A 20,932-nucleotide genomic window follows, 5' to 3' on the forward strand; every position below is an offset into this window, starting at 1 on the left:
TTTGTGTTAAAGGATGGGCGCGGTGAGTACACGAGCTTGAAAGAGTGACGCATTCAACTCGTTTATATCCGCCCCAGCTCGGCCAGCGATATCGCACCCGAGGCTGTGACGATAAGATGGTCCAGCAGGCGAATGTCTACCAAAGCCAAAGCATGTTTCAGGTGACGCGTAAGCGCCAAATCAGCTTCGCTGGGCTCCGCGATTCCGGACGGGTGGTTGTGGGCCAGAATTAGTGCGGCGGCATGGTGCCTGAGCCCGGCTTTAATGACTTCTCTTGGATATACCGACGCCTGTGTCAGTGTGCCGCGCGATACTTCTTCGGCGGTGATCAAGCGAAACTGGCTATCAAGGTAAAGCGCCATGCAGTGTTCGACCGCCAGGTGACCCAGTTTCGCTGTGCAGTAATGCTTGACACGTTGTGGCTGATCCAGGGCTTGTCCAGCCTTCAGGTCTTCTTCAAGAGCTCGTCGGTTTAACTCGTTAATGGCTAATAGTTCGCAGGTTTTCGCCGTGCCAAGGCCTGTGATGCCCAACAGGATTTCAGCATCGGCCGATAGCAGGCCCCGAAGACCGTTGAACCGTTCAATAAGCCGGTGTCCCAGACTGATTGCGTCGCATCCCTTGATACCGGTACGCAGAATAATAGCCAGTAGTTCGGCGGATGTCAGGACATGGGCACCATGGGCGATCAGGCGCTCTCGTGGGCGCTCAGCGTTGGTGTGCGGAGTTTGAAGTGTCATAAAAGAGCTCAGAAAATAGGGAGACTGCAACGATCCTCTACAGTGACAGATCGTTATCCCTATTTCAGGCCCAGTGCTAGTTTTTGTCCGTAAGGGCTCTTACGTAAAGCTCTGCTAGTTCAAGGCAGGGCAGGGCTTGTGGCCCAATCAGGCTCACGCCACACGGCATCGTCATCGATCGGCCATACAGGCCGTGGCAGCCTTTCGAAACGGATCTGCCGCAGATTCGGTGTCGTCAGGCCTGGACTATCGACATCATAAATGCGGTCATCCGCGAAAAACTCATCAAAACCGGCCCGGTAATGGCCCCGGCTTTTTACGACAACGCAGTTCGCTTTCGATATATCGATACCGTGCATTTCCAGCATTGCAGGTTCTGCTAACTGTCGCCTTAAGCTACCAACAACCACTTGCATTCCGGAGCCTGTCAATTCCAGCAGTGCGCTGGGTCCGAGCGAAAATTTCCGCCCCTGCAGTATTCCGCGCCGGCCCACGCCTGCCCCGTCGCTAATGTATAAGACCCTTGCTCGCGAGACGTAGCGGTGTGAGTATGTGCTTTCTTCACTGTTGAACACGGCGTCGAATTCTGCGCCTACGCCCAGTTCGTGAGCCTGTGCGGCAAGGTCTGGAGCAATGAATATCCCGAGTACCACGCCAGGCACGCGGGCTTGGTCAAGCGCCTTTAACAGCCAACTGGTGTTACCGCGCCCACCGCCACCGGGATTGTCGGCAACGTCTGCTAATAATATGGGATGGGCGATGGTTTGTGCCAGTTGTACTGCTTGCTCGACATTGACCGTGTCGGCTACGTAGCGGCCCTTGTCGGCCCAGGCAGCACGAGCCACGGTCAAGGCCGCCTGGCGCGCCGCAGCCAGATCGCCGCGGGCGGTGACGGTTATCGTCATGCCACACTTGGGCAGGTCTGAAAATACGAAGCCAGCCGCGACGGATACGTTGGCAATGGGTCCCTCTTCGGGCCTTTGCATCAGCGATGTTCCCAACGTGATCAAGTCGGCGTAGGGGCCTTTCGCCGATGACAAGGTGACCGATGGGGGGGTAAGCGGCAATCGTAGATAAGCCGTGACCAGTTTCGTTCCCGACTGAGTCTCGTGCAGCAGGTCGGCCGCTTCCGCCGCCCGTTCACGTTGGTCAATATGCGGATTTGTCCGGTACGAAATTACGGCGTCAAGCGCGTCGACGGTTTCAGGCGACACGTTGCAGTGCAAGTCGTAAGTGGCAACGACGGGGATGTCAGGTCCTAGAATGGATCGGATTTTCTCCATCAGGACTTTTTCGGTGTCGTCGACATGTTCCGCGGACGAGGCTCCGTGATTGGCAATGTACACAGCATCGACCGGCAGGGCATCAAGCAAGCGCTGTTCGACCTGGATAAGGAAGTCGTTCCAGACTTCAGCGCTGGCAGGCCCCCCCGGGGGCGCTGCAACGACGATGAGTGGTGCCGGAGTCCAATCGCCCAATGTGTCCATGCGTTGATAAAATCCTGGCACCTCGCTGGGCAGATGGCTCAGGCCTCGAGCCAGCGTCGTGATGTGATCGCCTTCCTCCCAGCATTGAGCCAGGAAATCTTCTTTCGAAGATACCGGGGCGAAGGCGTTGGACTCCAGGTGAAATCCTAATATGGCCACTTTGGGGCAGGTTTTACTCATGCAGTTCTCCGCAGGCCTTATGCTTTCTTTACCGTGTAAAAGAGCGACATCTGAGGCTGGAAGTGTTCCCATTCTTTGCGCAGTGCAGTCACCGGGTAGGTGGCACCCAGTGGAATATAGGGAACATCTTCAAAGACTTGAAGCTGGATTTCGCGGCAGATTGCTTTCTGTGCGGCCAGGTCGGGGGCGGCAAACCAATCCAGACGCAGCTGTTCCAGCTTTTCGCTGGTCGGCCAGCCAAACCATGCCTTCTTGCCGTTTCCGCGCATGGGCAGATGGCCCGCAGGGTCCAGATTGTTGGGACCCGTGTTTCCGGTGAACGCAACGTTCCAGCCGCCATTGGACGGAGCTTCCTGATTGTTTCGGCGCTGAACAGCAGTTCCCCAGTCGATCGCCTGGACGTCGACATTCATGCCCAATCGCTTGAACAAATCGGCCGTCACTAAGGCCGCAGCATGCCACGTGGGGAAGTCGACCGGGTCAAGTATTACGACGACCTCACCTTTATATCCGGCGGCAATGATGTCTCTTTTCGCCTTGGCCAGGTCTCGTTTTCCAGTCAGCTTTTCCATGCCAGCGTCGCTCGCCATCGGGGAGTCGGGCACGAATACACCACAGCGATCGTTCCAGAATTCGGGAAAGTCGGCGCCGTTCATTGCCGTCATGTATTCAGTCTGGTTAACCGACGCCAAGATGGCTCGACGGATGGCCGGATTATCAAATGGTGCATGCAGATGGTTGAAACGCATGACGCCAATCGTGGGCAGACTGCGCTTTACCAGCTTGATCGCTGGATCGGCTCGCAACGTGGGCAGGAAGTCGCTGTCGATCATTTCGACCCCGTCTACCTCGTTGGCCTGCAGCGCCGCGATGGCTGTTGCACGATCAGGAATGATCTGCCAGCGTACCTGATCCACGTGAGCAATCTTGGGTCCGGCAGTGAAGTCCGGAACAATGGCGTCTTTGCGGGGCTTGTAACCATCAAATTTTTCGTAGACGACTTTCGAGCCTGAAACCCATTGGTCGGCAACGAACTTGAAAGGACCGCTTCCGTTCATTTGCTTAAGGGCTACGGTCTCGGGGGTATTGGCCAAAGCTTCCGGCATGATGCAAGCCATGTTTCCCGATTGGCGAGCCAGAGCATTAAGAATCAACGGAAAGGGCTTGGTCAATTTGAACTGGACGGTTCTATCGTCCAGAGCGCTTAGTTCTTCAGTTACCAGAAACAGCGAGCGGCCCATCAGATCGCGCTTGGCCCAGCGCTTGAGGCTGGCGACGACGTCGTTGGCGCGCACCGGCGAGCCATCATGGAATGTCAAGCCCTCGCGAAGCTTGATGGACCACAGAAGGCCATTGTTTTCGCTTGTGTGGCTCTCTGCCATTTGTGGATGAGGCAAATACTGGGCGTCGAGTCCGTACAGCGTGTCGAATACGAGCTGGGCGTGAACCTGTGTGACCGCTGTTGTGGTGAACATGGGATCAAGAAGGGCCAGGTCGGCCTGAGGCACCCATCTGAAAACCGTTTTGGGCGACTGCGCCCATAAAACGTTGGGCATTGCGAAAGCAGCCGTTGCTGCCGACGAGGTAATCAAGAATTTTCTGCGATCCATCTTAGACTCCAGGATTAATTGATAGAGAGTGGCTGTCATACGACTCTTAGTACATGCCGCCGATCGGGTGTTGTGCTACATAATGGTTGTGGCCGACTTCTACCAGCGCGTGGACGGCGGGCTCGTCGCCCCCGACATCACGGACTGGGCTTGGAATATCACTGACTTCCAGGGTGCCTCGGCGGCGCTTGGCAGGATCCGCGATAGGCACCGCCTGCAGAAGCTTTTTGGTGTACGCATGTTGAGGATTTTCGAATATCGCCTGGCGCGATCCGATCTCGACGATCTGCCCCAGGTACATCACCGCTACGCGATGGCTTATGCGTTCGACAACCGCCATATCGTGAGAGATAAACAAATAGGCAACGCCGAGATCACGCTGTAAGTCGATGAGTAGATTCACAATCTGTGCCTGGATCGAGACATCCAGGGCAGAAACCGATTCATCGGCGATCAATACGCGGGGTTGGACCGACAAAGCTCGTGCGATACAGATACGTTGTCGTTGTCCGCCTGAAAACTCATGAGGCCAGCGGCTCATCATGGAGGCATCCAGGCCTACACGTTCAAACAGTTCCGCGACACGCCTATTCGCCTGGTCGCCATTATGCAGGCCATGAATCAACATGGGCTCCTTCACGCATTCGCCGACCCGCATCCGCGGGTTGAGCGAAGCAAAAGGATCTTGAAAAATAAACTGCATATCGCGTCGCAGAGCGAGCAATGAGGCAGGGCTATCCTGCCGCACTGTCTTGCCATCAAACTCGATGGTGCCGCCCGATGTCTTGGTAAGCCCCAGTAGCGAGCGACCGGTCGTGGTTTTACCGCAGCCGGATTCGCCGACCAGCGACAAGGTTTCACCGGCATGCAGGTCGAAACTGACCTTTTCAACGGCGTGCACCCGTTTCTTCACGCGAGAGAAAAACCCTCCACGCAGATCAAAACGCGTTACAAGATTGCGTACGCGCAAGATGGGTTTGTCAGACGCTTCATGTGGCGGCAACGCTGCCGGTACATCGCTGGCGTTGTCGCCAGTGCTCACCGAATCCGTTGTGGGTGAGAGCAGCTCGAAGCGTGCAGGCAACGAGGTCCCGCGCATTGCGCCGAGCTTCGGTACCGCCGCCATCAGGGCTTGCGTATACGGATGCGCCGGAGCATTGAAAAGCGCATTCACTTCGTTTTCTTCGACCACTTCGCCCCTGCGCATCACCATTACGCGATCGGCGACTTCCGCGACGACTCCCATATCGTGGGTGATGAATATGACCCCCATGTCCATGTCCCGCTGCAATTCCCGGATCAGCTGCAGGGTTTGCGCCTGGATGGTCACGTCGAGGGCGGTCGTGGGTTCGTCTGCAATCAACAGTGCCGGCTCGCATGACAGCGCGATGGCGATCATTACGCGTTGGCGCATGCCGCCCGACAATTCGTGCGGATAACGGTTCATTGCTGCCGCCGAATCCGGGATACGCACCTGATCAAGGATTCTGCGGCTTATCGCCGCGGCTGCGCGGGCGTCGCAATGTTGGTGCAGCTGGATGGCCTCTGTGATTTGCGCACCAATGGTGAACACCGGGTTCAATGAGGTCATCGGCTCTTGGAAGATCATGCCGAGGTCGGCACCGCGCATTGCCCGCATGGTGTCTTCAGGCGCCGACACCAGGTCAATGACCGATCCATCGGCGCGGTGAAAATTGATCTCGCCTCGGCTGATAACGCCGCCGCCAAACTCGACCAACCGCATTATCGTCAGCGAGGTAACGGATTTGCCAGACCCTGATTCGCCGACGATCGCGAGAGTCTCGCCCCGGTCTACGTGAAGGTTAAGAGACTTTACGGCCTGGAAACGTCCGGCGCCGCGTCCAAATTCCACGGACACGTTTTTAACATCCAGGACACGGCGGCTAAGGCTTGAAGACGCTGGATTCATGGGTTAGATCCTCTTGGCCATGCGAGGATCCACTGCATCGCGCAAACCGTCGCCGAGCATGTTGATGGCCAGAATAGTGATAGATAGGAAAATTGCGGGAAAGGTTATCAGGTGCGGCTTGATTTGCCACAGCGCCCGGCCTTCTGCCATGATGTTGCCCCATGAAGGAATGGATGGCGGGACGCCTGCACCGATGAACGACAGGCTTGCTTCGGCCAGAATTGCCACACCGCAAATATAGGTGGCCTGTACAGTCAGCGCGGCGATGGTATTCGGGAAAATGTGCCGAACAATAATGCGGGTACGGCTGGCGCCTGCTGCGACTGCAGCTTCGACGTATGGCTGTTCGCGCAAGGTAAGCACCAGACTACGAACCAGGCGGACAACTCGCGGTATTTCGGCAATCGTAATGGCGAGAATCACATTCTGCAACGACGCTCGTGTAAGCGAGATAAGGGCGATGGCAAGCAAGATACTGGGAATGGACATGAAGCCATCCATGATTCGCATTGCTACCGCATCGATCCATCGGACGAAGCCAGCCAGCAGGCCAATGGTCAAGCCGATTGCGGTCGACAGCAGCGCCACTGAAAACCCGACGGTGAGCGAAACTCTTGTGCCGTAGATCACTCGGGAATACACGTCGCGGCCCAGCAAGTCGGTTCCAAACCAAAACGTATCGCTGGGCGCTCGGGTGCGATGAATTGGCGAGAGCGCGGTCGGGTCGTTCGTGCCCAGCCATGGAGCAAAAATGGCAATCAGCACGAGCGCCAGTACGAGCAGGCCCCCAATGGCTACCGTTGGATGCTGCTTGATAAAGTGAGTATGGGTGCGCATCAGTATTTGATCCTGGGGTCAAAAACCCTATAGAGAAGGTCGACCGCTAAATTCACCAGCACGTATAACAGGCTGAAAAGCAGAATGACGCCTTGGATGATCGGATAGTCGCGCCGTAGAATCGCATCTACCGTAAGTCGGCCCAGTCCGGGAATGGAAAATACCGTTTCCGTAACGACAGTTCCACTGATGAGCAGCGCTACCCCGCTACCGATAATGGTAATAATAGGCACCGCTGCATTTTTCAAGGCATGCTTGAATAGGATGTCACGGTTGCCGACTCCTTTTGCCCGCGCCGTACGCACATAGTCTTGCGACAAGGTCTCTAGCAGGGTGGCTCGCGTAATTCGTGTGATTAACGCGACGTACACGCTTCCTAATGCCAGGGCGGGCAGCACCAATGTGTGGACCGATGCCCAAAACCCGCTGGTAAACGGCACATATCCCTGCACGGGGAACCAGCGTAATTGCAGCCCAAATGTCCATGCCAGCAGATAGCCAACGGCAAAGGACGGAACCGAAAAGCTGAACACGGCAAGGACCATGATTCCGCGATCATGCCACCGGTTATGTTTCCAGGCCGCGAAGGCGCCCAAAGGAATGGCCAGCGACACCGAGACGATCAAGGTCAGGACCATCAAGGAAAATGTCGGGGCCAGACGCTGGGCGATCATCTGGCTTACAGGCAGACCGGTGAACAGTGAAGTACCGAGGTCTCCGTGCAATACGGCCCAGGCCCAGTTTCCAAATCGAAACAGAAAAGGCTCATCCAGGCCCAAGGTCATGCGGATACGGGCTATGTCCTCCCGTGTAGCGTCTTCGCCGGCCAACAAGGCAGCCGGATCGCCGGGCGCTAAGTCGAGCAGGGCAAACACGAAAAGCGCAACGAACAACATGACGGGGATCGTCATGTACAAGCGCCGCAATGTGTAAGAAAGCATTGAATCCCTTTTGTAAACGCGAGTTGACGAATCGACTTTGCAAGCATGGCGGGCGCCGGATGCCCGGAGCTCGTGTTCGTTCAATCTGTATAGGTACCTAGCAAGCCCGACGATTCTAGAGAGTCGCCATTCTTCTAACAATGTCAATATTTATAAAAAAGCGTTGCGTTAATTAGATGGCTTGCGGAGAGCCGCGCCACTGTTGACGGTCCTGTAATGGGAGGCATCGAGCTTCTGGGGAATACCCCTAGCTGCGAAGCAATCTTTTTTCTGCGGAATAATGGCGATACGCCGTGCTACGCGTAGAAGTTGTCGATATGGCGAATCAGTAATTGCATGAAACGTGCAGCGCTTGATGGCAGTTCGCGCCGCTGCAGCGTTTGGATGTGCAAGTTCCGCTGATGCAGTTCACCATTCGAAAGCGGAATGGCAACCAGTTCGCCGCGTTCGGTCGATGCGAGCACCGTCAGATGGCTGGCAAAGCTGATGGCACCCCAGTCCCGGCAGAAATTCTGGATTGCGCCTTGATTGTTACTGGTAAGTGCAATGTCCAGCGAGATCTTTTCATGCATGCAACACAAATCTATGATGAAACGGATAGTGCTGCCCGGGCCCATGAGCGCTACCGGCCAGGGGACGATTTCATTCAGGGACAGCAGTTTGCGGTCGGCGAGTGGATGATTCGCCGCCATGACGGCATAAGCCGGTATGCGCCGCGCATACTGCACATGCACGCCCTCAGGCGGCGAAAGGTTATAGCTCAAGCCGATGTCGTCCTGGCCTTTTCGAACTCTTGCATTGATCTCTGCAGACTGCAAGATGGCTAGCTCGAACTGCACCGTAGGCTCTGTTTTGCGAAACTCGCCCATGACGCGGGGAAGCAGTTCGCGCCCGAATGCCTGATTGGCCGATAGCTTGATCAGCCTTTGTCCCACATGGCGTAAGTCGCGAATTTCGCTGTGAGCCCTTTCCGACTCCAGATGAGCCCGACGTGCGTAGGCAGCGAGCAGTTCGCCTGATTCGGTCAGCACCATTCCCCGTGCGTGTCGATCAAACAGTCTTGTTTGATATTCATCTTCAAGTTTCTGAACCATGCGGCTTATTGCCGACGGCGCGACATGCAGCTTTTGCGCGGCCACGGTTAACGAGCCTGCATTCACGACTTCCAGAAAGTAGATAAGGGCAGTATTTAACATAGGGACTGACTCAAAAAGAGAACGTAATCGTGCCTATTAGAGCAGGCATGCCTAAGACGCTCTAAAATAGCGGGAACAGCAACGATTATCTACGGTGAAAGATTTGACCTCTACCTCCGACGCGGCGAAAGCTTCTGTCCGTCCCGACTCTTACCTGACTTTGCACTATCGGATCGATTTAGTGACTGGCCCCGCCGCGGGGTCGGTATTCGCCAATACCTTTGATGGCCGGCCGGCCACGCTGCAAATGGGCATGGGCCAGTGGGCTCCCGGCATGGAGAACGCTCTTCTGGGTCGCCACGAGGGTGAACGTTTCGCCTTCGATTTGCCTGCGTCGCAGGCCTATGGCGACCGCAATCCTGACCTCTTGCAGCGGGTTACACGGGCCATGATGGCGGCCAATGCCGACCCCGAATCGCAGTTCGTACCGGGTGATATGGTGGAATTTTCCGCTCCTAACGGTGGGCGCTATTCCGGGATCCTAAAAGAATTGGATGACGCCACGGCCCTGTTTGATTTCAATCATCCTCTGGCTGGAGCCGACCTGCGTATTGAAGTGTCCTTGTTAGGAGTCCTGTAATGTCAGACCATAGTCCAGCTCAACCCGATCTCGAGGTTGTGCTTGCGCAACCACGAGGGTTTTGCGCGGGCGTTGATCGCGCCATCGATATCGTCGAGCGTGCCATCGAACTGCATGGTGCGCCCATTTATGTGCGTCACGAAATTGTCCATAATCGTTATGTGGTTCAAGACCTAAAACAGAAAGGTGCGATCTTTATCGACGAGCTTGACGAAGCGCCGCCGGGATCCATCGTTGTGTTTTCGGCGCATGGCGTCGCCAAGTCAGTTCGGACCGAAGCCGAGCAAATGGGCCTCAAGGTATTCGATGCTACCTGCCCCCTTGTTACGAAGGTGCACATCGAGGTCGCCAAAATGAGGGCCGCGGGACGCGAAATCATCATGATCGGCCACCCCGGCCATCCCGAGGTCGAAGGCACCCTGGGTCAGGCGGATGGCGGGATGTACCTGGTCGAAACGGCTGACGATGTTGCAGCGCTGCAGGTTAATGACCCCGAGAATCTTGCGTTTGTCACGCAGACCACATTATCGGTCGATGACGCCGCGACAGTGGCGCAGGCATTGCGCACCCGTTTTCCGTCGATTATCGAGCCCAAGAAAAGCGATATTTGCTACGCAACCCAGAACCGACAGGACGCAGTGAAAATCATGGCGCCGGACTGCGACTTGGTATTGGTGGTGGGCAGTCCAAATAGTTCCAACTCCAACCGGTTGCGCGAAGTGGCAGAGCGCAAGGGGGCTGCTGCATACTTGATCGACGGGCCGGAAATGATAGACCCGGCTTGGCTGGCGACCACTCGGCGGGTTGGTGTGACTGCAGGCGCTTCTGCGCCGGAAGTGTTGGTGAATCAGGTTATCGTGCGCCTGAAGGAACTTGGTGCGGCCTCGGTGCGTACCTTGGCCGGGACGCCCGAGAATGTGTCCTTTCCTTTGCCTAAGGAACTCTCCCGTAAAGTAAAGGAATCCTGATGAAATTGTATAGTTACTTTCGTAGCTCGGCGGCCTACCGGGTTCGAATCGCCTTGAACCTTAAAGGTATCGCTTACGAGACCATACCTGTCCACTTGCTTAAAGATGGTGGACAGCAGCTGTCAAGCGATTATCGTGATTTGAATCCTACTGGCTTGGTACCGACCCTCGCTGACGAGGATTGGTCTGTAGGCCAGTCAATGGCGATTCTCGAGTACCTCGAAGAAACCCATCCGGAGCCGGCTTTGCTGCCCGCGGATGCAAAAGAGCGTGCGCGAGTACGGGCGATTGCACAGTTCATTGCATGCGACATTCATCCATTGAATAATCTTCGCGTCCTGAAATACCTGAAACACGAACTGGGTGTCGACGAAGACGCCAAGAATGCATGGTACCGACATTGGGTCGAAGACGGCATGGCCGCACTTGAAGCCATGTTGGGTCATCACCCCGCCACCGGCCGGTACTGCCATGGCGATCAACCCACTTTTGCGGATTTATGCCTGGTGCCCCAGGTCGCCAATGCACGCCGAATGAACTGCAGCCTGGATGCGATGCCGATCATAGTGCGCATTGATGCTGCCTGCGCCGAACTGGATGCCTTCCAGCAGGCGGCACCCGCCAGCCAACCCGATTACGAAGGTTGATCGGATAATTTCGCGGTTTTTCTTAGCCATTTTCGGATGTAGTCGAAGCGGTCGAATCCCCAGAAGGGTTCGTCGTCTACAAAAATGAATGGCGACCCAAAGACGCCGCGGGCCATGGCGGCGTCGACTTCTGCTTTGAGCAAGGCTTTAATGTCTTCGCGAACCATGCCCGCCGCCAGTTCAGCGGTATCGATTCCGGTTTGCTCGGCCAGTTCCAGCACGATGCCTGCCTCGCCAATATTTTTCTGTTCGACAAAATAAGCGCGGAAAGTTCGGTGGGCAAATTTAACCGCGAGGCGCTCGTCGATTTGCAGCATATACAGCAGCGCCCGTGCCGCGTGTACGGTTCCGATAGGAAATGGATCAGGTTGCTGGTACGGGATATCGAACAGGTCTGCCGTACGCTGGAAGTCGTGTCGAGAATAGTCGCCCTTAAGTGGAACTTCCGTAAGCGGGGCAGACCCTGCAGCCTTGAACATGGGGCCCAATAAAATGGGTTTCCATTTCACTTTGCGATTGAATTCGGCGGCAAGGGCTTCGATTTTCGTGCTCGCGAAGTAGCCATACGGCGAGGAAAAATCGAAATAGAAATCCATATGATCAGTCATGTTTTATTACCGCCTCGCTGTAATGGGTGCAGGACACTTTCGCTGCATGGTATGCAGGTTTTGGCATTCGTGCAATCTCAGCGATAATTCTCGTCTGTGCGTGCTATTTGGCAGGTCTCTACAACGGGAAGACAATGAAAAAAAGTTCAGGCGTAATCGGTGCAGTAGTGATTCTGGGTGTCGCGTACCTGGGAACCACTTGGTATGTGGGTAAAGAGGCTCAAACAACGATAGAGCGCGTTGTCACGCAGGCCAATGGGCGTCTGGTGAAACTGTTGGGTCCAGACCTTAGCGGCAGTGGCTTAAAAGTAGAAATCACCAACTATCAGCGCCATTTTTTCTCGTCTGACGTGACCTATACCGTTCACATGAAAGACGAGGACGACAAGCCCATCGATCTTAAGCTGCAAGATCGCTTGCAACACGGTCCATTTCCTTTGGCCGCTTTGCGTTCCGGCGATTTCAGGCCCATGCTGGCATATAGCCGTGCCCAGTTGCTCGCTTCGCCAGCCAGCCAGAAATGGTTTGATAGCCAGCAAGGCGAGTCGCCGTTGATCGTGGAAACGGAAGTCGGCTTTGGCGGTTCGGGTAGTTCAGTCTGGACGTTCGCGCCGACCGAACTGGTGGAAGGAAACGAAAAACTGAGTTTCAGTGGCGGTGCGATCAATGTAAATTTCAGCAATGATTTCAACGACAATACAGCCTCCGGCCAGTTTGACGCATTGTCCCTGATCAACCCAGAGCGCGGGCAGAATCTTGCGCTGAAAAATATCAAGGGCAATAGCCAAACCACCGGCAGCAATAACGAAGTCACGACCCAAAGCACCGCAACCGTCGATGCACTGACGATCGGCGACGCCACCGAAGGGGCCGTCACGATCGAGAAACTGTCCATCAACCTTGATAGCCATCAAAAAGATAAATTGCTTGATGGCTCGCTACGCTATGATTTCGGCCGCTTGATGGTGGGCAACATAGACCTTGGCAGTGTATCGGTAGGAGGCAAGACACGGCAGCTGGACGTTGCAGCATTGGCTGCCCTTGCGACCGAATACGATGCCATTCAGGCGAAACATGGTGGTGCTGTAGACGAGGAATTGATACTAACCGCCGAGGAAGAGGCGCAGCTGCACAAAAGGGGCATGGCGGTCCTGGCATCAAACCCGAGTCTGTCGATTGATCCGCTGGTCTGGAAAAACGACAAGGGCGAAAGCAGGGCGCTGTTGCAAATCGATTTTGTCAGCCCCGCCAACACCCAATCCCAACCGACAGATGTGCTGCTGGCCGAAATTCTGAAACGAGTCAAGTTGGACTTCTCAGTGTCCAGACCCATGTTTCTGCAGGCTTTTGCGCAGGCCCAGGGCGACACCCAGCAGAAGCAGCAAATGGAAATGCTTGGCGCCCTTATTTATGATCAATACGTCGCCCGTTTCCGTGATGCGGGACTGGTTAAGGTTGATGGAGACGCAGCAGCCGCTAAGATCTTATACGAGAAAGATAGCGTCGAGGTAAACGGCCAGCTTATGCCGGTATCCGAGTTCATGCAGCGTGCCATGAGCGTACTGATGTAAACCATAAAAATGTGGTCCAGGGCAATCCTGGACCACGCGCTACATACTGCCTTATCTTCTGGATAAAAGTTACTCTTTCACCACGTGCCATACATTGCGAAAATTATCGCCTGTACGGTCGCCGGGCTTTGCATCCGATTTATACCGATACAGCGGTTTGCCGTCGTGGGCCCACTGCTTCGTACCGTCGTCTCGGGTAATAATCGTGAACTTTCCCTGAGGGCTAGCCCCTGCTGCCGCCGTAACAGGCAGCCAGTTTTCGGCACAGCCCCCCGTGCATGCGCTTTTTCCGCTATTCGCCGCATCCTTGTCAAATGTATATAGAGTCATTCCGGACTGATCTACCAGGATATTGCCGCTTTTCTTGATGGGTACATCTGCCGCCATCGCGCTGGTTCCGGCCATCAGCGCGAATGTCAATACTGCCAGTATCTTCTTCATTGTCGGCTCCTAAATGGGTAACGCACCTAGCAGACTACTCCTGCTCGAACGCAGGCCAAACGGGGGAAATCCCCTAGGTCGAAAGAGGTAAAGAGGGAAATAAGACAGCCGTTAATCCATATACGAGAAATGCGCTTTCATGCAAGAGCCATCAAGGAGACGGTCGTGAATAACACGAGAACACATAATGCTGGTCGGGAGAACAGTTGGTTGGCGAGGCGGTCACTAGCGGTAAGGCTATTCTTGGCGACGTCGATCGTGACCGTAGCAGTAATGGTCGCCGTGACCGGTATCATGGCGTGGCAAAGCCGGGCCGCTGCCATACAGACCGTACACCGTGAAATGACCTCCGCCCTGACAGGGGTGGATCAATCGCTACAGCTGGTATTTAGCAGCGCCAGTGCTCGGGCCAAAGAGCTGATTCCCGTGATGGAGCGCGAGCTGGGCGGGATCCCGGTGCTGGACGGCGGCGTGACCGATACCACTGAGGGTGGCGAAGTCCCTTTGCTGGTCGTCGGCGATCGCATCATCAATGGCGACATGGACACCTTGCTACGTATAAATGAAAATACGGGTGCGGATGCGGCAGTTATCGTTCGTTCTGGAAATAAATGGGTACGCGTCGCTACCTTGCTGCGTGATGCGCAGGGCAATATACGGCTGGGCAGTACGGTCGAACCCACCGACTTGCTGGCACAAACTCTCGATCACGGGGAACCCTACAGCGGCCTCGTGCAGCGTAACGGTACGTGGTTTGCGATGAGCATCCAGCCCTTGAAGGATGCCGCGGGAACGGTATATGGTGGACTGTCCGTGCGTTTGGATGTCCACGCTCAGGTCGATGCCTTGCTGCAGTGGATTTCCACTGCGGTTGTCTCCGGCCACGGCTCCTTGGGCATACTACAAAGGTCTGCCGACGGTAAAGACTGGATACGAATTGCCGGCGCCGACGGCAAAGCCGGCGAACGCTTAAGCGCCTCAATGTCAGCCCGAGACATCGAAGCGCTTTCCTTGTTGTACCAGCAAGCTAGTGGAGCCTCGCAGGTTAATTTAGGTGATGCGGCCACTTCAAAATTTATCGCCTGGCAGGCAGTAAAAAACTGGAATTGGCTGATGTACGGAATCGGCAATCAGAGCGACTTTTTACAGGAAAGCTACGATCACCTGCTTACCCAGCTTGCCTTGATGCTGGTGGGCACTCTGCTGATTTCACTGCTGGTAGGATGGCTGGCCTCGCGCACCTTGCGTCCTGTCGGGCAGGTTATCAGCGGTATGGAGCGGCTGGGCCAGGGTGACCTGACGGCGCACATACCCGACGTGCCGTCCGATAGCAAAAATGAAGTGCATGCTCTATTGGACAATCTCAGGAAAACACGACGTAGCCTCGAACGTACGATCGCTAGCGTTCGTGCAGGGGTGGACGAAATTAATGTCGGAGCCAGCGAAATCGCCGCTGGTAACATGGATTTGTCCAGCCGCACCGAGCAACAGGCTGCGTCGCTGCAAGAGACGGCAGCAAGCATGGACCAATTGGCGGCAACCGTAAAACAGAATACCGATCATGCGCGCCAGGCCAACAGCCTGGCAAATGACGCTTCCACAGTAGCCGAGCGCGGCGGCGCGGCGGTATCCGGTGTCGTGCAGACTATGCAGCGTATTTCCACGAGCTCAGGAAGGATCAGCGAAATTGTAGGAGTTATCGACAGCATTGCATTCCAGACCAATATTCTGGCTTTGAACGCGGCAGTCGAGGCAGCCCGTGCCGGCGAGCAGGGACGTGGTTTTGCTGTTGTGGCTTCTGAGGTGCGTTCACTGGCTCAGCGCAGTGCTGAAGCAGCTAAAGAAATCAAGAACCTTATCGAAGATTCCCTCACCGAGGTCAACGCCGGGGGCAGGCAGGTTGAAGCTGCAGGCGAGACGATGCACGAGCTATTGATATCGGTGCAGCGGGTGACCAAAATCATGCAGGAAATCGCAGCTGCGTCGGAAGAGCAGTCTGCTGGCATCGAACAGGTCAACCGTGCAGTCTCGCAGATGGACGAAGTTACACAACAAAATGCGGCACTGGTTGAGCAAGCCGCGACTGCGGCAGGCTCGCTGCAGGATCAAGCGAAATACCTGGCAGACTCGGTGGCTGTTTTCAAGATTTCACCCGATTCAATTATCGAGATGGAGGACGGTTTCCGTCATAGGGAACTGCCCAGCCGTGGCTTGAACCAGCCGCTAGCCGTGCAGTTCGTTTGATCTCTATGTCGGAACCATGGCCGCTCTAGCCGACCTCGCCTAGCCGGCCAACCCTGCTCGGCCGCAGCTACTTGACCATTTTTTGAACGCGTTGTACCAACTCAGGGTTTTGTTGCAATGCCTGATTCATGCCGTTGAATTGGTCAACGGTCATGCCCTCGTCGTGAACGGCCCTGACCATTTTCTCGTCGGCTTGTTCCAACACCTTGTTCCTGGCGGATTCATCATTAGACGCCATAACCTTGGGTCTAAACTCTTCCGAAATCACCGCGACTTTCTGCGAGGCAGCTACGAATTTTTGAAGCTGCGCGTCGGTAAAGTTGGGTGCCGCTGCGGTTATAGCGGCCTTGCCAGCGCCCGTGGCAGACTGTTGCGCCATGGCGGCGCCGCTAGAAAGCCCAATTGCGATCAGGCTGGCGGACAGGGTGGTGGTAATCCATTTTTGCATGCAATCTCCTTCAACTGCAGTGAATGACGCTCTATCATGACAGCAATTAAGTAGAGTTCAAGGGGAAGCCGGTAGAGATTCTTATCGAAGAGAAACGGTGAGTAACGCATCGGTCCAATGTGACCGCTCGCATTTTTCGAATCAAAACGGATGACTTTCGAGTCAGCTTGCGGCACTGAATTCCGCTCGCAACACCGGTATAGGGCGCCGCTATCTATAATAGGTATCTCCATTTACCCACGGTCTGTCAATTCCGCGTATGCTAATGGGGCCATATGGCATACAAATCAGTCGTTCAAGGAGTATTACCATGGCAAAAGGTCAATTACGCGGAAACAAAGAAGCAAAAAAGCCCAAGCAACCCCCAAAACCAGCGGTGCCTGCATCGCCATTTGGCTCGACGGCCGGTAAGGGTGGATCGCAGGGTTCGGACGCTAAAAAGAAGTAAGCAGGCTGTTTCCGTATCGGTACCCAGTCAGGGCGCTTCGGCGCCCGTTTTCTATGGAAAGCGCAGGAGCGCCATATATTCGCAGAAGCGTCCCTTGCTACCCAGGTGCCGTCTATCCGTATTGTTCCGCTTGCCAAGAATCGTTTCGTTAATCCGGCCTGCAGTGCAAGAATTATCGCCCAGTATTTGATTTGAAAAGGAAGAATTCGATGCTGGATATCGCTCGTATTCGTGCCGATACACCGTCTGCTGACGATCAAATTTTTCTGATGAGTGCGGGTTCCTCGTTGATGCCGCAGCCAGTCATCAAGGCGATGCAAGCTTATCTCGACCTCGAGGAAAGGATGGGAGGCTACAAAGCCTATGAAAGTGAAGAGCAGCGCATTGCTTCAGGATACGATTCAGCCGCTGCACTGATTGGCGCCCGCCCGGACGAGATCGCGTTCATGGAAAGCGCTACGGCAGCGTGGCAGATGGCGTTCTACTCGATGCCATTCGAGGCCGGCGACATCGTGCTAACCAGCGAAGCCGAGTATGGCGCAAACTATGTAGCCTTGCTTCAACTACGCCGGCGTTTGGGTATCGAGATCCAAGTCGTACCTAGCGATGAGGCAGGAGAAATAGATCTGGACGCCTTGCGCCGCATGATTACGCCGCGCGTTCGACTGATTTCGCTTACATGGATCCCCACCAATGGCGGGTTAACCAATCCGGCCGCCGAGGTAGGACGCCTAGCCCGCGATCATGGCATTGCGTATCTGTTGGACGCGTGCCAGGCGGTGGGGCAGTTGCCCGTCGACGTGCAAACCTTGGGTTGCGATATGCTGTCGGCTACCGGGCGCAAGTTCCTGCGTGGTCCTCGCGGTACGGGATTTCTGTATGTTCGCAAAGGCTTTATTTCGCGGCTTGAACCCCATACCATTGATCATTTTTCGGCTCTCTGGGTGGATCGCGACCGCTTTGAACTGCGCGACGATGCCCGTCGTTATGAAACATGGGAATCAAACTATGTGGCGCGCGCAGGACTGATCGCTGCCATGGATTATGCATTGAACATAGGCATGGGGAACATCGCAATTCGGTGTTCTGCACTCGCGAATCGATTGCGTGACGGCCTTGCTGAACTACCTGGGGTGCAAGTTTACGATCTAGGAAGGAACCCCTCTGCCATCGTCAGCTTTACGGTGGGAGCCAGGCCCGCGGAAGAAATCGTGACGCTTGCCGGAGAGGCGCGGATTGTGATTGGCACTACGCCACCGTCCAGCACACGGCTGGATGCTGAGCGACGCCATCTGCCCGCCCTGATCCGCGCGTCGCCACATTATTTCAACACCCAGGAAGAGATCGATAAAACGCTGGATTTTTTTCGGGCGTTATAGATTCAAGGCGTCCCGCCTTGGTGCAACGAATCCGGGCGTGGCAAGCCCGGATCGTCGCTCAAGATCACGCGAACAATTTATCGTACGCGGCAAGCAAAGTCTGGTGCATGGCGCTGCCCTGCATGTCAGTGCCCAATGTATCAAGGCCAAAGAAACGCTCGCTGCGATCTATTAATGCTCGAGCTTGACGTACCGTATCAGCGCCATACAGCAACGTCATCGAACGCTCGTAGTGTTGCGGTTTGTCGGTATTCATCAGGCTTTCGATGCATCGATACACCAGTCGGCGTGAGGGATCCAGATCGTTAAAGTGATGGATCCAGTCGCAGCCCTCGCGTATTGCTTCCTCGTCGCCCACCGCCAGCGCCAGCAATGTTTTCAGTTCGCCGATACGCAGCTGTTTCCAAGGCGTGCCCAATGGAATGGCTAGACCCAGGATCTCCCACAACGGGCGCTCGTTATTAACGTTCATGGTCTGCAGCTCGGCCAGTAGCGCGGCGGCTTCGGCTTCGCCTAGATCTGGCAAGCGCATGAGAGCGGGACGTATGGCATTGCCGACACTATTGTTTTCCCATTCCAGATCTTCCACAGGATAAATTTCAGACATTCCGGGAACCAGGATGCGACAACTGTATGCACCCTGTTCGCTAAAGTCTGAAACATAAATTTCCTTGCCTTCACCATGAATGCAATTGACCAACCAGTTGTAGTCTTCTTCTGTGGTGTTGCTGAAGTTCCATTCCGTGAAAGCGAAGTCCGGCGTGCCGCTCAGGAAGTTCCAGCTGATAACGCCGCTGGAATCGACGAAGTGAATTTCCAGGTTCGAGACTGAATTGATCTCGCTCATGTCGAAGCCCGGCTCTGGGAAGCCTTCCAGTGAGTCGAGCGCCCGTCCTTGCAGCAGTTCGGTCATGGCGCGCTCGAGCGCAATTTCGAATCGAGGGTGCGCTCCGTAGCTGGAAAATACGCCCTGATCCTTGGGATGCAACAGTGTTACGTTCATGACCGGGTACCGTCCACCCAACGATGCGTCCTTGACCAGAATGCCAAAGCCCGCTTTGCGCAGTCCAGCGATGCCAGCGGCAATATTCGGATAGCGTGCAATGACCTCGTCTGGTACTTCCGGCAGGCACATGCCCTGACTGATAATGCGGTATTTGATACTGCGTTCAAAAATCTCGGACAAGGCCTGCGTGCGTGCTTCCATCAAGGTATTGCCCGCTGCCATGCCATTGCTGACATACAGATTGCCGATGATATTTACCGGGATAAAAGCCTGGGTGCCATCGCGCAGCCGGGTGTAGGGCAGGGCGCAAATGCCGCGACCCACGTTGCCGGAATTCAGGTCTACCAGCACTTGGCTATCGATCTCGCCTTCGGGGTTGTAGAACGCATGCAGGTCCGAATTAAGCATTTCTGCTGGCCAGCTGCCATCTTGAGCGTGGGGAAACCATCGCTCCTGAGGGTAGTGCACAAACGGACGGTTGGCACGCGTCTCGCCCAGATAAAAATGGGTCCAGAAATAGTGAGTGCCCAGGCGCTCGAAAAACTCGCCGTAAGCGCTGGCTCGCGCCGCCAATTCGGTGGCGCCTTTGCCGTTGGAAAACAGCATGGGGCAATCGCTGTCTTTCATATGGGTGGACCAAATGCCGTCCACCTCGTGCAACAAAGAGGATTCCTTGAGGCGGAATCCGCGTGCTGCCAGCTTCTCCCGCATGGTTTCTATCGTCGATTCGAGGGAGGCGTCTTTGCCGGGAATAAAGCTTTCGATGAGCATGCGGGAGATCTCGGTGGGGGCAATAAGACGAAATGCAGACAGTGGTGAGTTGCCTGCACAGAAAGCTAAAAATGCAGTGCAATGATCTCCTCGAAAGCGGCCTCGGCCGACTTGCCGGTTCGCATCAAGTCGCTAATGACGGCAGAGTACTTTTGAATGCCTTCAGGCAAGGTTTCACGATTTGCCTTGAAGTACGCATATTTTTCATGCTCTACGGTATCAACGACCGGTGCAGGTGCGGTATAGCTGCTGCGAGTGCTGCCGCCACTGACACTGGCTGCGCCGGTACTAGGACGGCTAACACGTGCGCGAGCGGCGGTTTTGGCGCCGCCGCCTTTCATGACGGTTTTGACCGCTTCAAGGCTGAAAACGGCGGATAAGGTGTCGCTGACATTGCCGTCGGAATTCAGGCTCATCAATAGATTTTTTTTGTCGAAGGCCATTTTCTTGCCGGCCTTGTTGATCACCTGGTAGTTCGGGCGCTGGGCGTTGCCCGGCATTTCGAACTGCACGTTAGGTCCGTATGATTCCATTTTTTCAATGACGTCTTTCAGGAAATCGGCGCTCAGCGAGTCTAGATTGCCATTCCAGCGTTTGCTTCTTTTCGTGTTCAAGATGGGTGCTTCCAATACTGTTAACTAAATCCGGGGTCATATTTTACGCTTTGTTAAGGGAAAACCCGCGTCGTCGGAAATAATGCACACTAACTATTCTGTAACACACTGGGTCGCAGAGCCACTTAAAGAGGGTTAGCAGGCCTGCTTGTTCAATAAAAGCGACAGTTCTGGCCATCCTGTGCACCCCGCTATCGTTCTTCATGGTGCCCATTGCGTATGGACGAGTGCCTCGGATACGTCCTAATTGGGTATAGCGATTGCTTTATAGCGGTGCAGCAACCAA

18 protein-coding genes are annotated in these 20,932 nt (G+C 55.2%); 6 read left to right on the top strand and 12 right to left on the bottom strand.

Annotated features, from left to right (window positions below; all coding sequences use genetic code 11):
- Positions 1–62: 62 nt before the first annotated feature.
- The 7 genes from radC to EKL30_RS12750 form a co-directional block, all read right to left on the bottom strand.
- The gene (gene radC, locus EKL30_RS12720; RefSeq protein ID WP_126707592.1) at positions 63–740 is read right to left on the bottom strand and encodes a DNA repair protein RadC; all 678 of its coding nucleotides are present in this window, start codon (positions 738–740) and stop codon (positions 63–65) included.
- 119 nt (positions 741–859) lie between these two features.
- Positions 860–2,407 (bottom strand): M81 family metallopeptidase, encoded by a 1,548-nt coding sequence (locus EKL30_RS12725; protein WP_126707593.1) that lies wholly within the window; start codon positions 2,405–2,407, stop codon positions 860–862.
- Between the two features lie 17 nt (positions 2,408–2,424).
- Positions 2,425–4,017 carry an ABC transporter substrate-binding protein gene (locus tag EKL30_RS12730; RefSeq protein WP_126707594.1) on the bottom strand — a complete coding sequence of 531 codons (1,593 nt, stop codon included), beginning with the start codon at positions 4,015–4,017 and terminating at the stop codon, positions 2,425–2,427.
- A 46-nt stretch (positions 4,018–4,063) separates the two neighbouring features.
- Complete coding sequence (locus EKL30_RS12735; RefSeq protein WP_126707595.1) at positions 4,064–5,947, bottom strand: dipeptide ABC transporter ATP-binding protein; 1,884 nt, start codon at positions 5,945–5,947, stop codon at positions 4,064–4,066.
- A gap of 3 nt (positions 5,948–5,950) precedes the next feature.
- A complete protein-coding gene (locus tag EKL30_RS12740; protein ID WP_126707596.1) occupies positions 5,951–6,784 on the bottom strand; it encodes an ABC transporter permease in 834 nt (277 codons plus the stop codon).
- Entirely contained in the window at positions 6,784–7,725 is a 942-nt protein-coding gene (locus tag EKL30_RS12745; protein WP_126707597.1) for an ABC transporter permease, read from the bottom strand. The genes EKL30_RS12740 and EKL30_RS12745 overlap by 1 nt, the downstream gene beginning before the upstream one ends.
- A gap of 296 nt (positions 7,726–8,021) precedes the next feature.
- On the bottom strand, positions 8,022–8,921 hold the full coding sequence (locus tag EKL30_RS12750) for a LysR family transcriptional regulator (protein ID WP_126707598.1): 900 nt from the start codon (positions 8,919–8,921) through the stop codon (positions 8,022–8,024).
- A gap of 103 nt (positions 8,922–9,024) precedes the next feature.
- Between EKL30_RS12750 and EKL30_RS12755 the strand changes: the two genes are divergently transcribed.
- From EKL30_RS12755 to maiA, 3 genes are read left to right on the top strand one after another with little or no spacing between them, the layout of a single operon-like run.
- The gene (locus EKL30_RS12755; RefSeq protein ID WP_233583070.1) at positions 9,025–9,501 is read left to right on the top strand and encodes a peptidylprolyl isomerase; all 477 of its coding nucleotides are present in this window, start codon (positions 9,025–9,027) and stop codon (positions 9,499–9,501) included.
- Positions 9,501–10,469: a 4-hydroxy-3-methylbut-2-enyl diphosphate reductase gene (gene ispH / locus EKL30_RS12760; protein WP_126707599.1), complete on the top strand. Its 969-nt coding sequence runs from the start codon at positions 9,501–9,503 to the stop codon at positions 10,467–10,469. The genes EKL30_RS12755 and ispH overlap by 1 nt, the downstream gene beginning before the upstream one ends.
- Complete coding sequence (maiA, locus tag EKL30_RS12765; RefSeq protein WP_126707600.1) at positions 10,469–11,116, top strand: maleylacetoacetate isomerase; 648 nt, start codon at positions 10,469–10,471, stop codon at positions 11,114–11,116. The genes ispH and maiA overlap by 1 nt, the downstream gene beginning before the upstream one ends.
- On the opposite strand, the gene EKL30_RS12770 is transcribed toward maiA, so the two are convergent.
- The gene (locus EKL30_RS12770) at positions 11,104–11,724 is read right to left on the bottom strand and encodes a 2-hydroxychromene-2-carboxylate isomerase (protein ID WP_126707601.1); all 621 of its coding nucleotides are present in this window, start codon (positions 11,722–11,724) and stop codon (positions 11,104–11,106) included. The genes maiA and EKL30_RS12770 overlap by 13 nt on opposite strands.
- A gap of 134 nt (positions 11,725–11,858) precedes the next feature.
- Between EKL30_RS12770 and EKL30_RS12775 the strand changes: the two genes are divergently transcribed.
- The gene (locus EKL30_RS12775) at positions 11,859–13,295 is read left to right on the top strand and encodes a YdgA family protein (RefSeq protein ID WP_126707602.1); all 1,437 of its coding nucleotides are present in this window, start codon (positions 11,859–11,861) and stop codon (positions 13,293–13,295) included.
- 69 nt (positions 13,296–13,364) lie between these two features.
- Here EKL30_RS12775 and EKL30_RS12780 read toward each other — a convergent pair whose 3' ends face one another.
- Positions 13,365–13,736 (bottom strand): hypothetical protein, encoded by a 372-nt coding sequence (locus tag EKL30_RS12780; protein ID WP_126707603.1) that lies wholly within the window; start codon positions 13,734–13,736, stop codon positions 13,365–13,367.
- Between the two features lie 165 nt (positions 13,737–13,901).
- Here EKL30_RS12780 and EKL30_RS19365 point away from each other — a divergent pair, with 165 nt between their 5' ends.
- Positions 13,902–15,980, top strand: coding sequence for a methyl-accepting chemotaxis protein (locus tag EKL30_RS19365; protein ID WP_199748558.1), 2,079 nt, complete (start codon positions 13,902–13,904; stop codon positions 15,978–15,980).
- Between the two features lie 67 nt (positions 15,981–16,047).
- Here the strand turns inward: EKL30_RS19365 and EKL30_RS12790 are convergent, their stop codons facing one another.
- Positions 16,048–16,428 carry a DUF4168 domain-containing protein gene (locus tag EKL30_RS12790; protein WP_126707604.1) on the bottom strand — a complete coding sequence of 127 codons (381 nt, stop codon included), beginning with the start codon at positions 16,426–16,428 and terminating at the stop codon, positions 16,048–16,050.
- 657 nt (positions 16,429–17,085) lie between these two features.
- Here EKL30_RS12790 and EKL30_RS12795 point away from each other — a divergent pair.
- Positions 17,086–18,255: an aminotransferase class V-fold PLP-dependent enzyme gene (locus EKL30_RS12795; protein WP_126707605.1), complete on the top strand. Its 1,170-nt coding sequence runs from the start codon at positions 17,086–17,088 to the stop codon at positions 18,253–18,255.
- A 64-nt stretch (positions 18,256–18,319) separates the two neighbouring features.
- On the opposite strand, the gene ycaO is transcribed toward EKL30_RS12795, so the two are convergent.
- Positions 18,320–20,032 carry a 30S ribosomal protein S12 methylthiotransferase accessory factor YcaO gene (gene ycaO / locus EKL30_RS12800; RefSeq protein WP_126707606.1) on the bottom strand — a complete coding sequence of 571 codons (1,713 nt, stop codon included), beginning with the start codon at positions 20,030–20,032 and terminating at the stop codon, positions 18,320–18,322.
- 65 nt (positions 20,033–20,097) lie between these two features.
- Positions 20,098–20,646 carry a hypothetical protein gene (locus EKL30_RS12805; RefSeq protein WP_126707607.1) on the bottom strand — a complete coding sequence of 183 codons (549 nt, stop codon included), beginning with the start codon at positions 20,644–20,646 and terminating at the stop codon, positions 20,098–20,100.
- Positions 20,647–20,932: the final 286 nt, after the last annotated feature.

The sequence above is a fragment of the Candidimonas sp. SYP-B2681 genome (assembly GCF_003971065.1).
Classification (GTDB): Bacteria; Pseudomonadota; Gammaproteobacteria; order Burkholderiales; family Burkholderiaceae_B; genus Pollutimonas.

Coding starts and splice junctions, on each gene's coding strand:
- radC (WP_126707592.1), bottom strand. CDS start 740: ATGACACTTCAAACTCCGCACACCAACGCTGAGCGCCCACGAGAGCGC.
- EKL30_RS12725 (WP_126707593.1), bottom strand. CDS start 2,407: ATGAGTAAAACCTGCCCCAAAGTGGCCATATTAGGATTTCACCTGGAG.
- EKL30_RS12730 (WP_126707594.1), bottom strand. CDS start 4,017: ATGGATCGCAGAAAATTCTTGATTACCTCGTCGGCAGCAACGGCTGCT.
- EKL30_RS12735 (WP_126707595.1), bottom strand. CDS start 5,947: ATGAATCCAGCGTCTTCAAGCCTTAGCCGCCGTGTCCTGGATGTTAAA.
- EKL30_RS12740 (WP_126707596.1), bottom strand. CDS start 6,784: ATGCGCACCCATACTCACTTTATCAAGCAGCATCCAACGGTAGCCATT.
- EKL30_RS12745 (WP_126707597.1), bottom strand. CDS start 7,725: ATGCTTTCTTACACATTGCGGCGCTTGTACATGACGATCCCCGTCATG.
- EKL30_RS12750 (WP_126707598.1), bottom strand. CDS start 8,921: ATGTTAAATACTGCCCTTATCTACTTTCTGGAAGTCGTGAATGCAGGC.
- ispH (WP_126707599.1), top strand. CDS start 9,501: ATGTCAGACCATAGTCCAGCTCAACCCGATCTCGAGGTTGTGCTTGCG.
- maiA (WP_126707600.1), top strand. CDS start 10,469: ATGAAATTGTATAGTTACTTTCGTAGCTCGGCGGCCTACCGGGTTCGA.
- EKL30_RS12770 (WP_126707601.1), bottom strand. CDS start 11,724: ATGACTGATCATATGGATTTCTATTTCGATTTTTCCTCGCCGTATGGC.
- EKL30_RS12775 (WP_126707602.1), top strand. CDS start 11,859: ATGAAAAAAAGTTCAGGCGTAATCGGTGCAGTAGTGATTCTGGGTGTC.
- EKL30_RS12780 (WP_126707603.1), bottom strand. CDS start 13,736: ATGAAGAAGATACTGGCAGTATTGACATTCGCGCTGATGGCCGGAACC.
- EKL30_RS12790 (WP_126707604.1), bottom strand. CDS start 16,428: ATGCAAAAATGGATTACCACCACCCTGTCCGCCAGCCTGATCGCAATT.
- EKL30_RS12795 (WP_126707605.1), top strand. CDS start 17,086: ATGCTGGATATCGCTCGTATTCGTGCCGATACACCGTCTGCTGACGAT.
- ycaO (WP_126707606.1), bottom strand. CDS start 20,032: ATGCTCATCGAAAGCTTTATTCCCGGCAAAGACGCCTCCCTCGAATCG.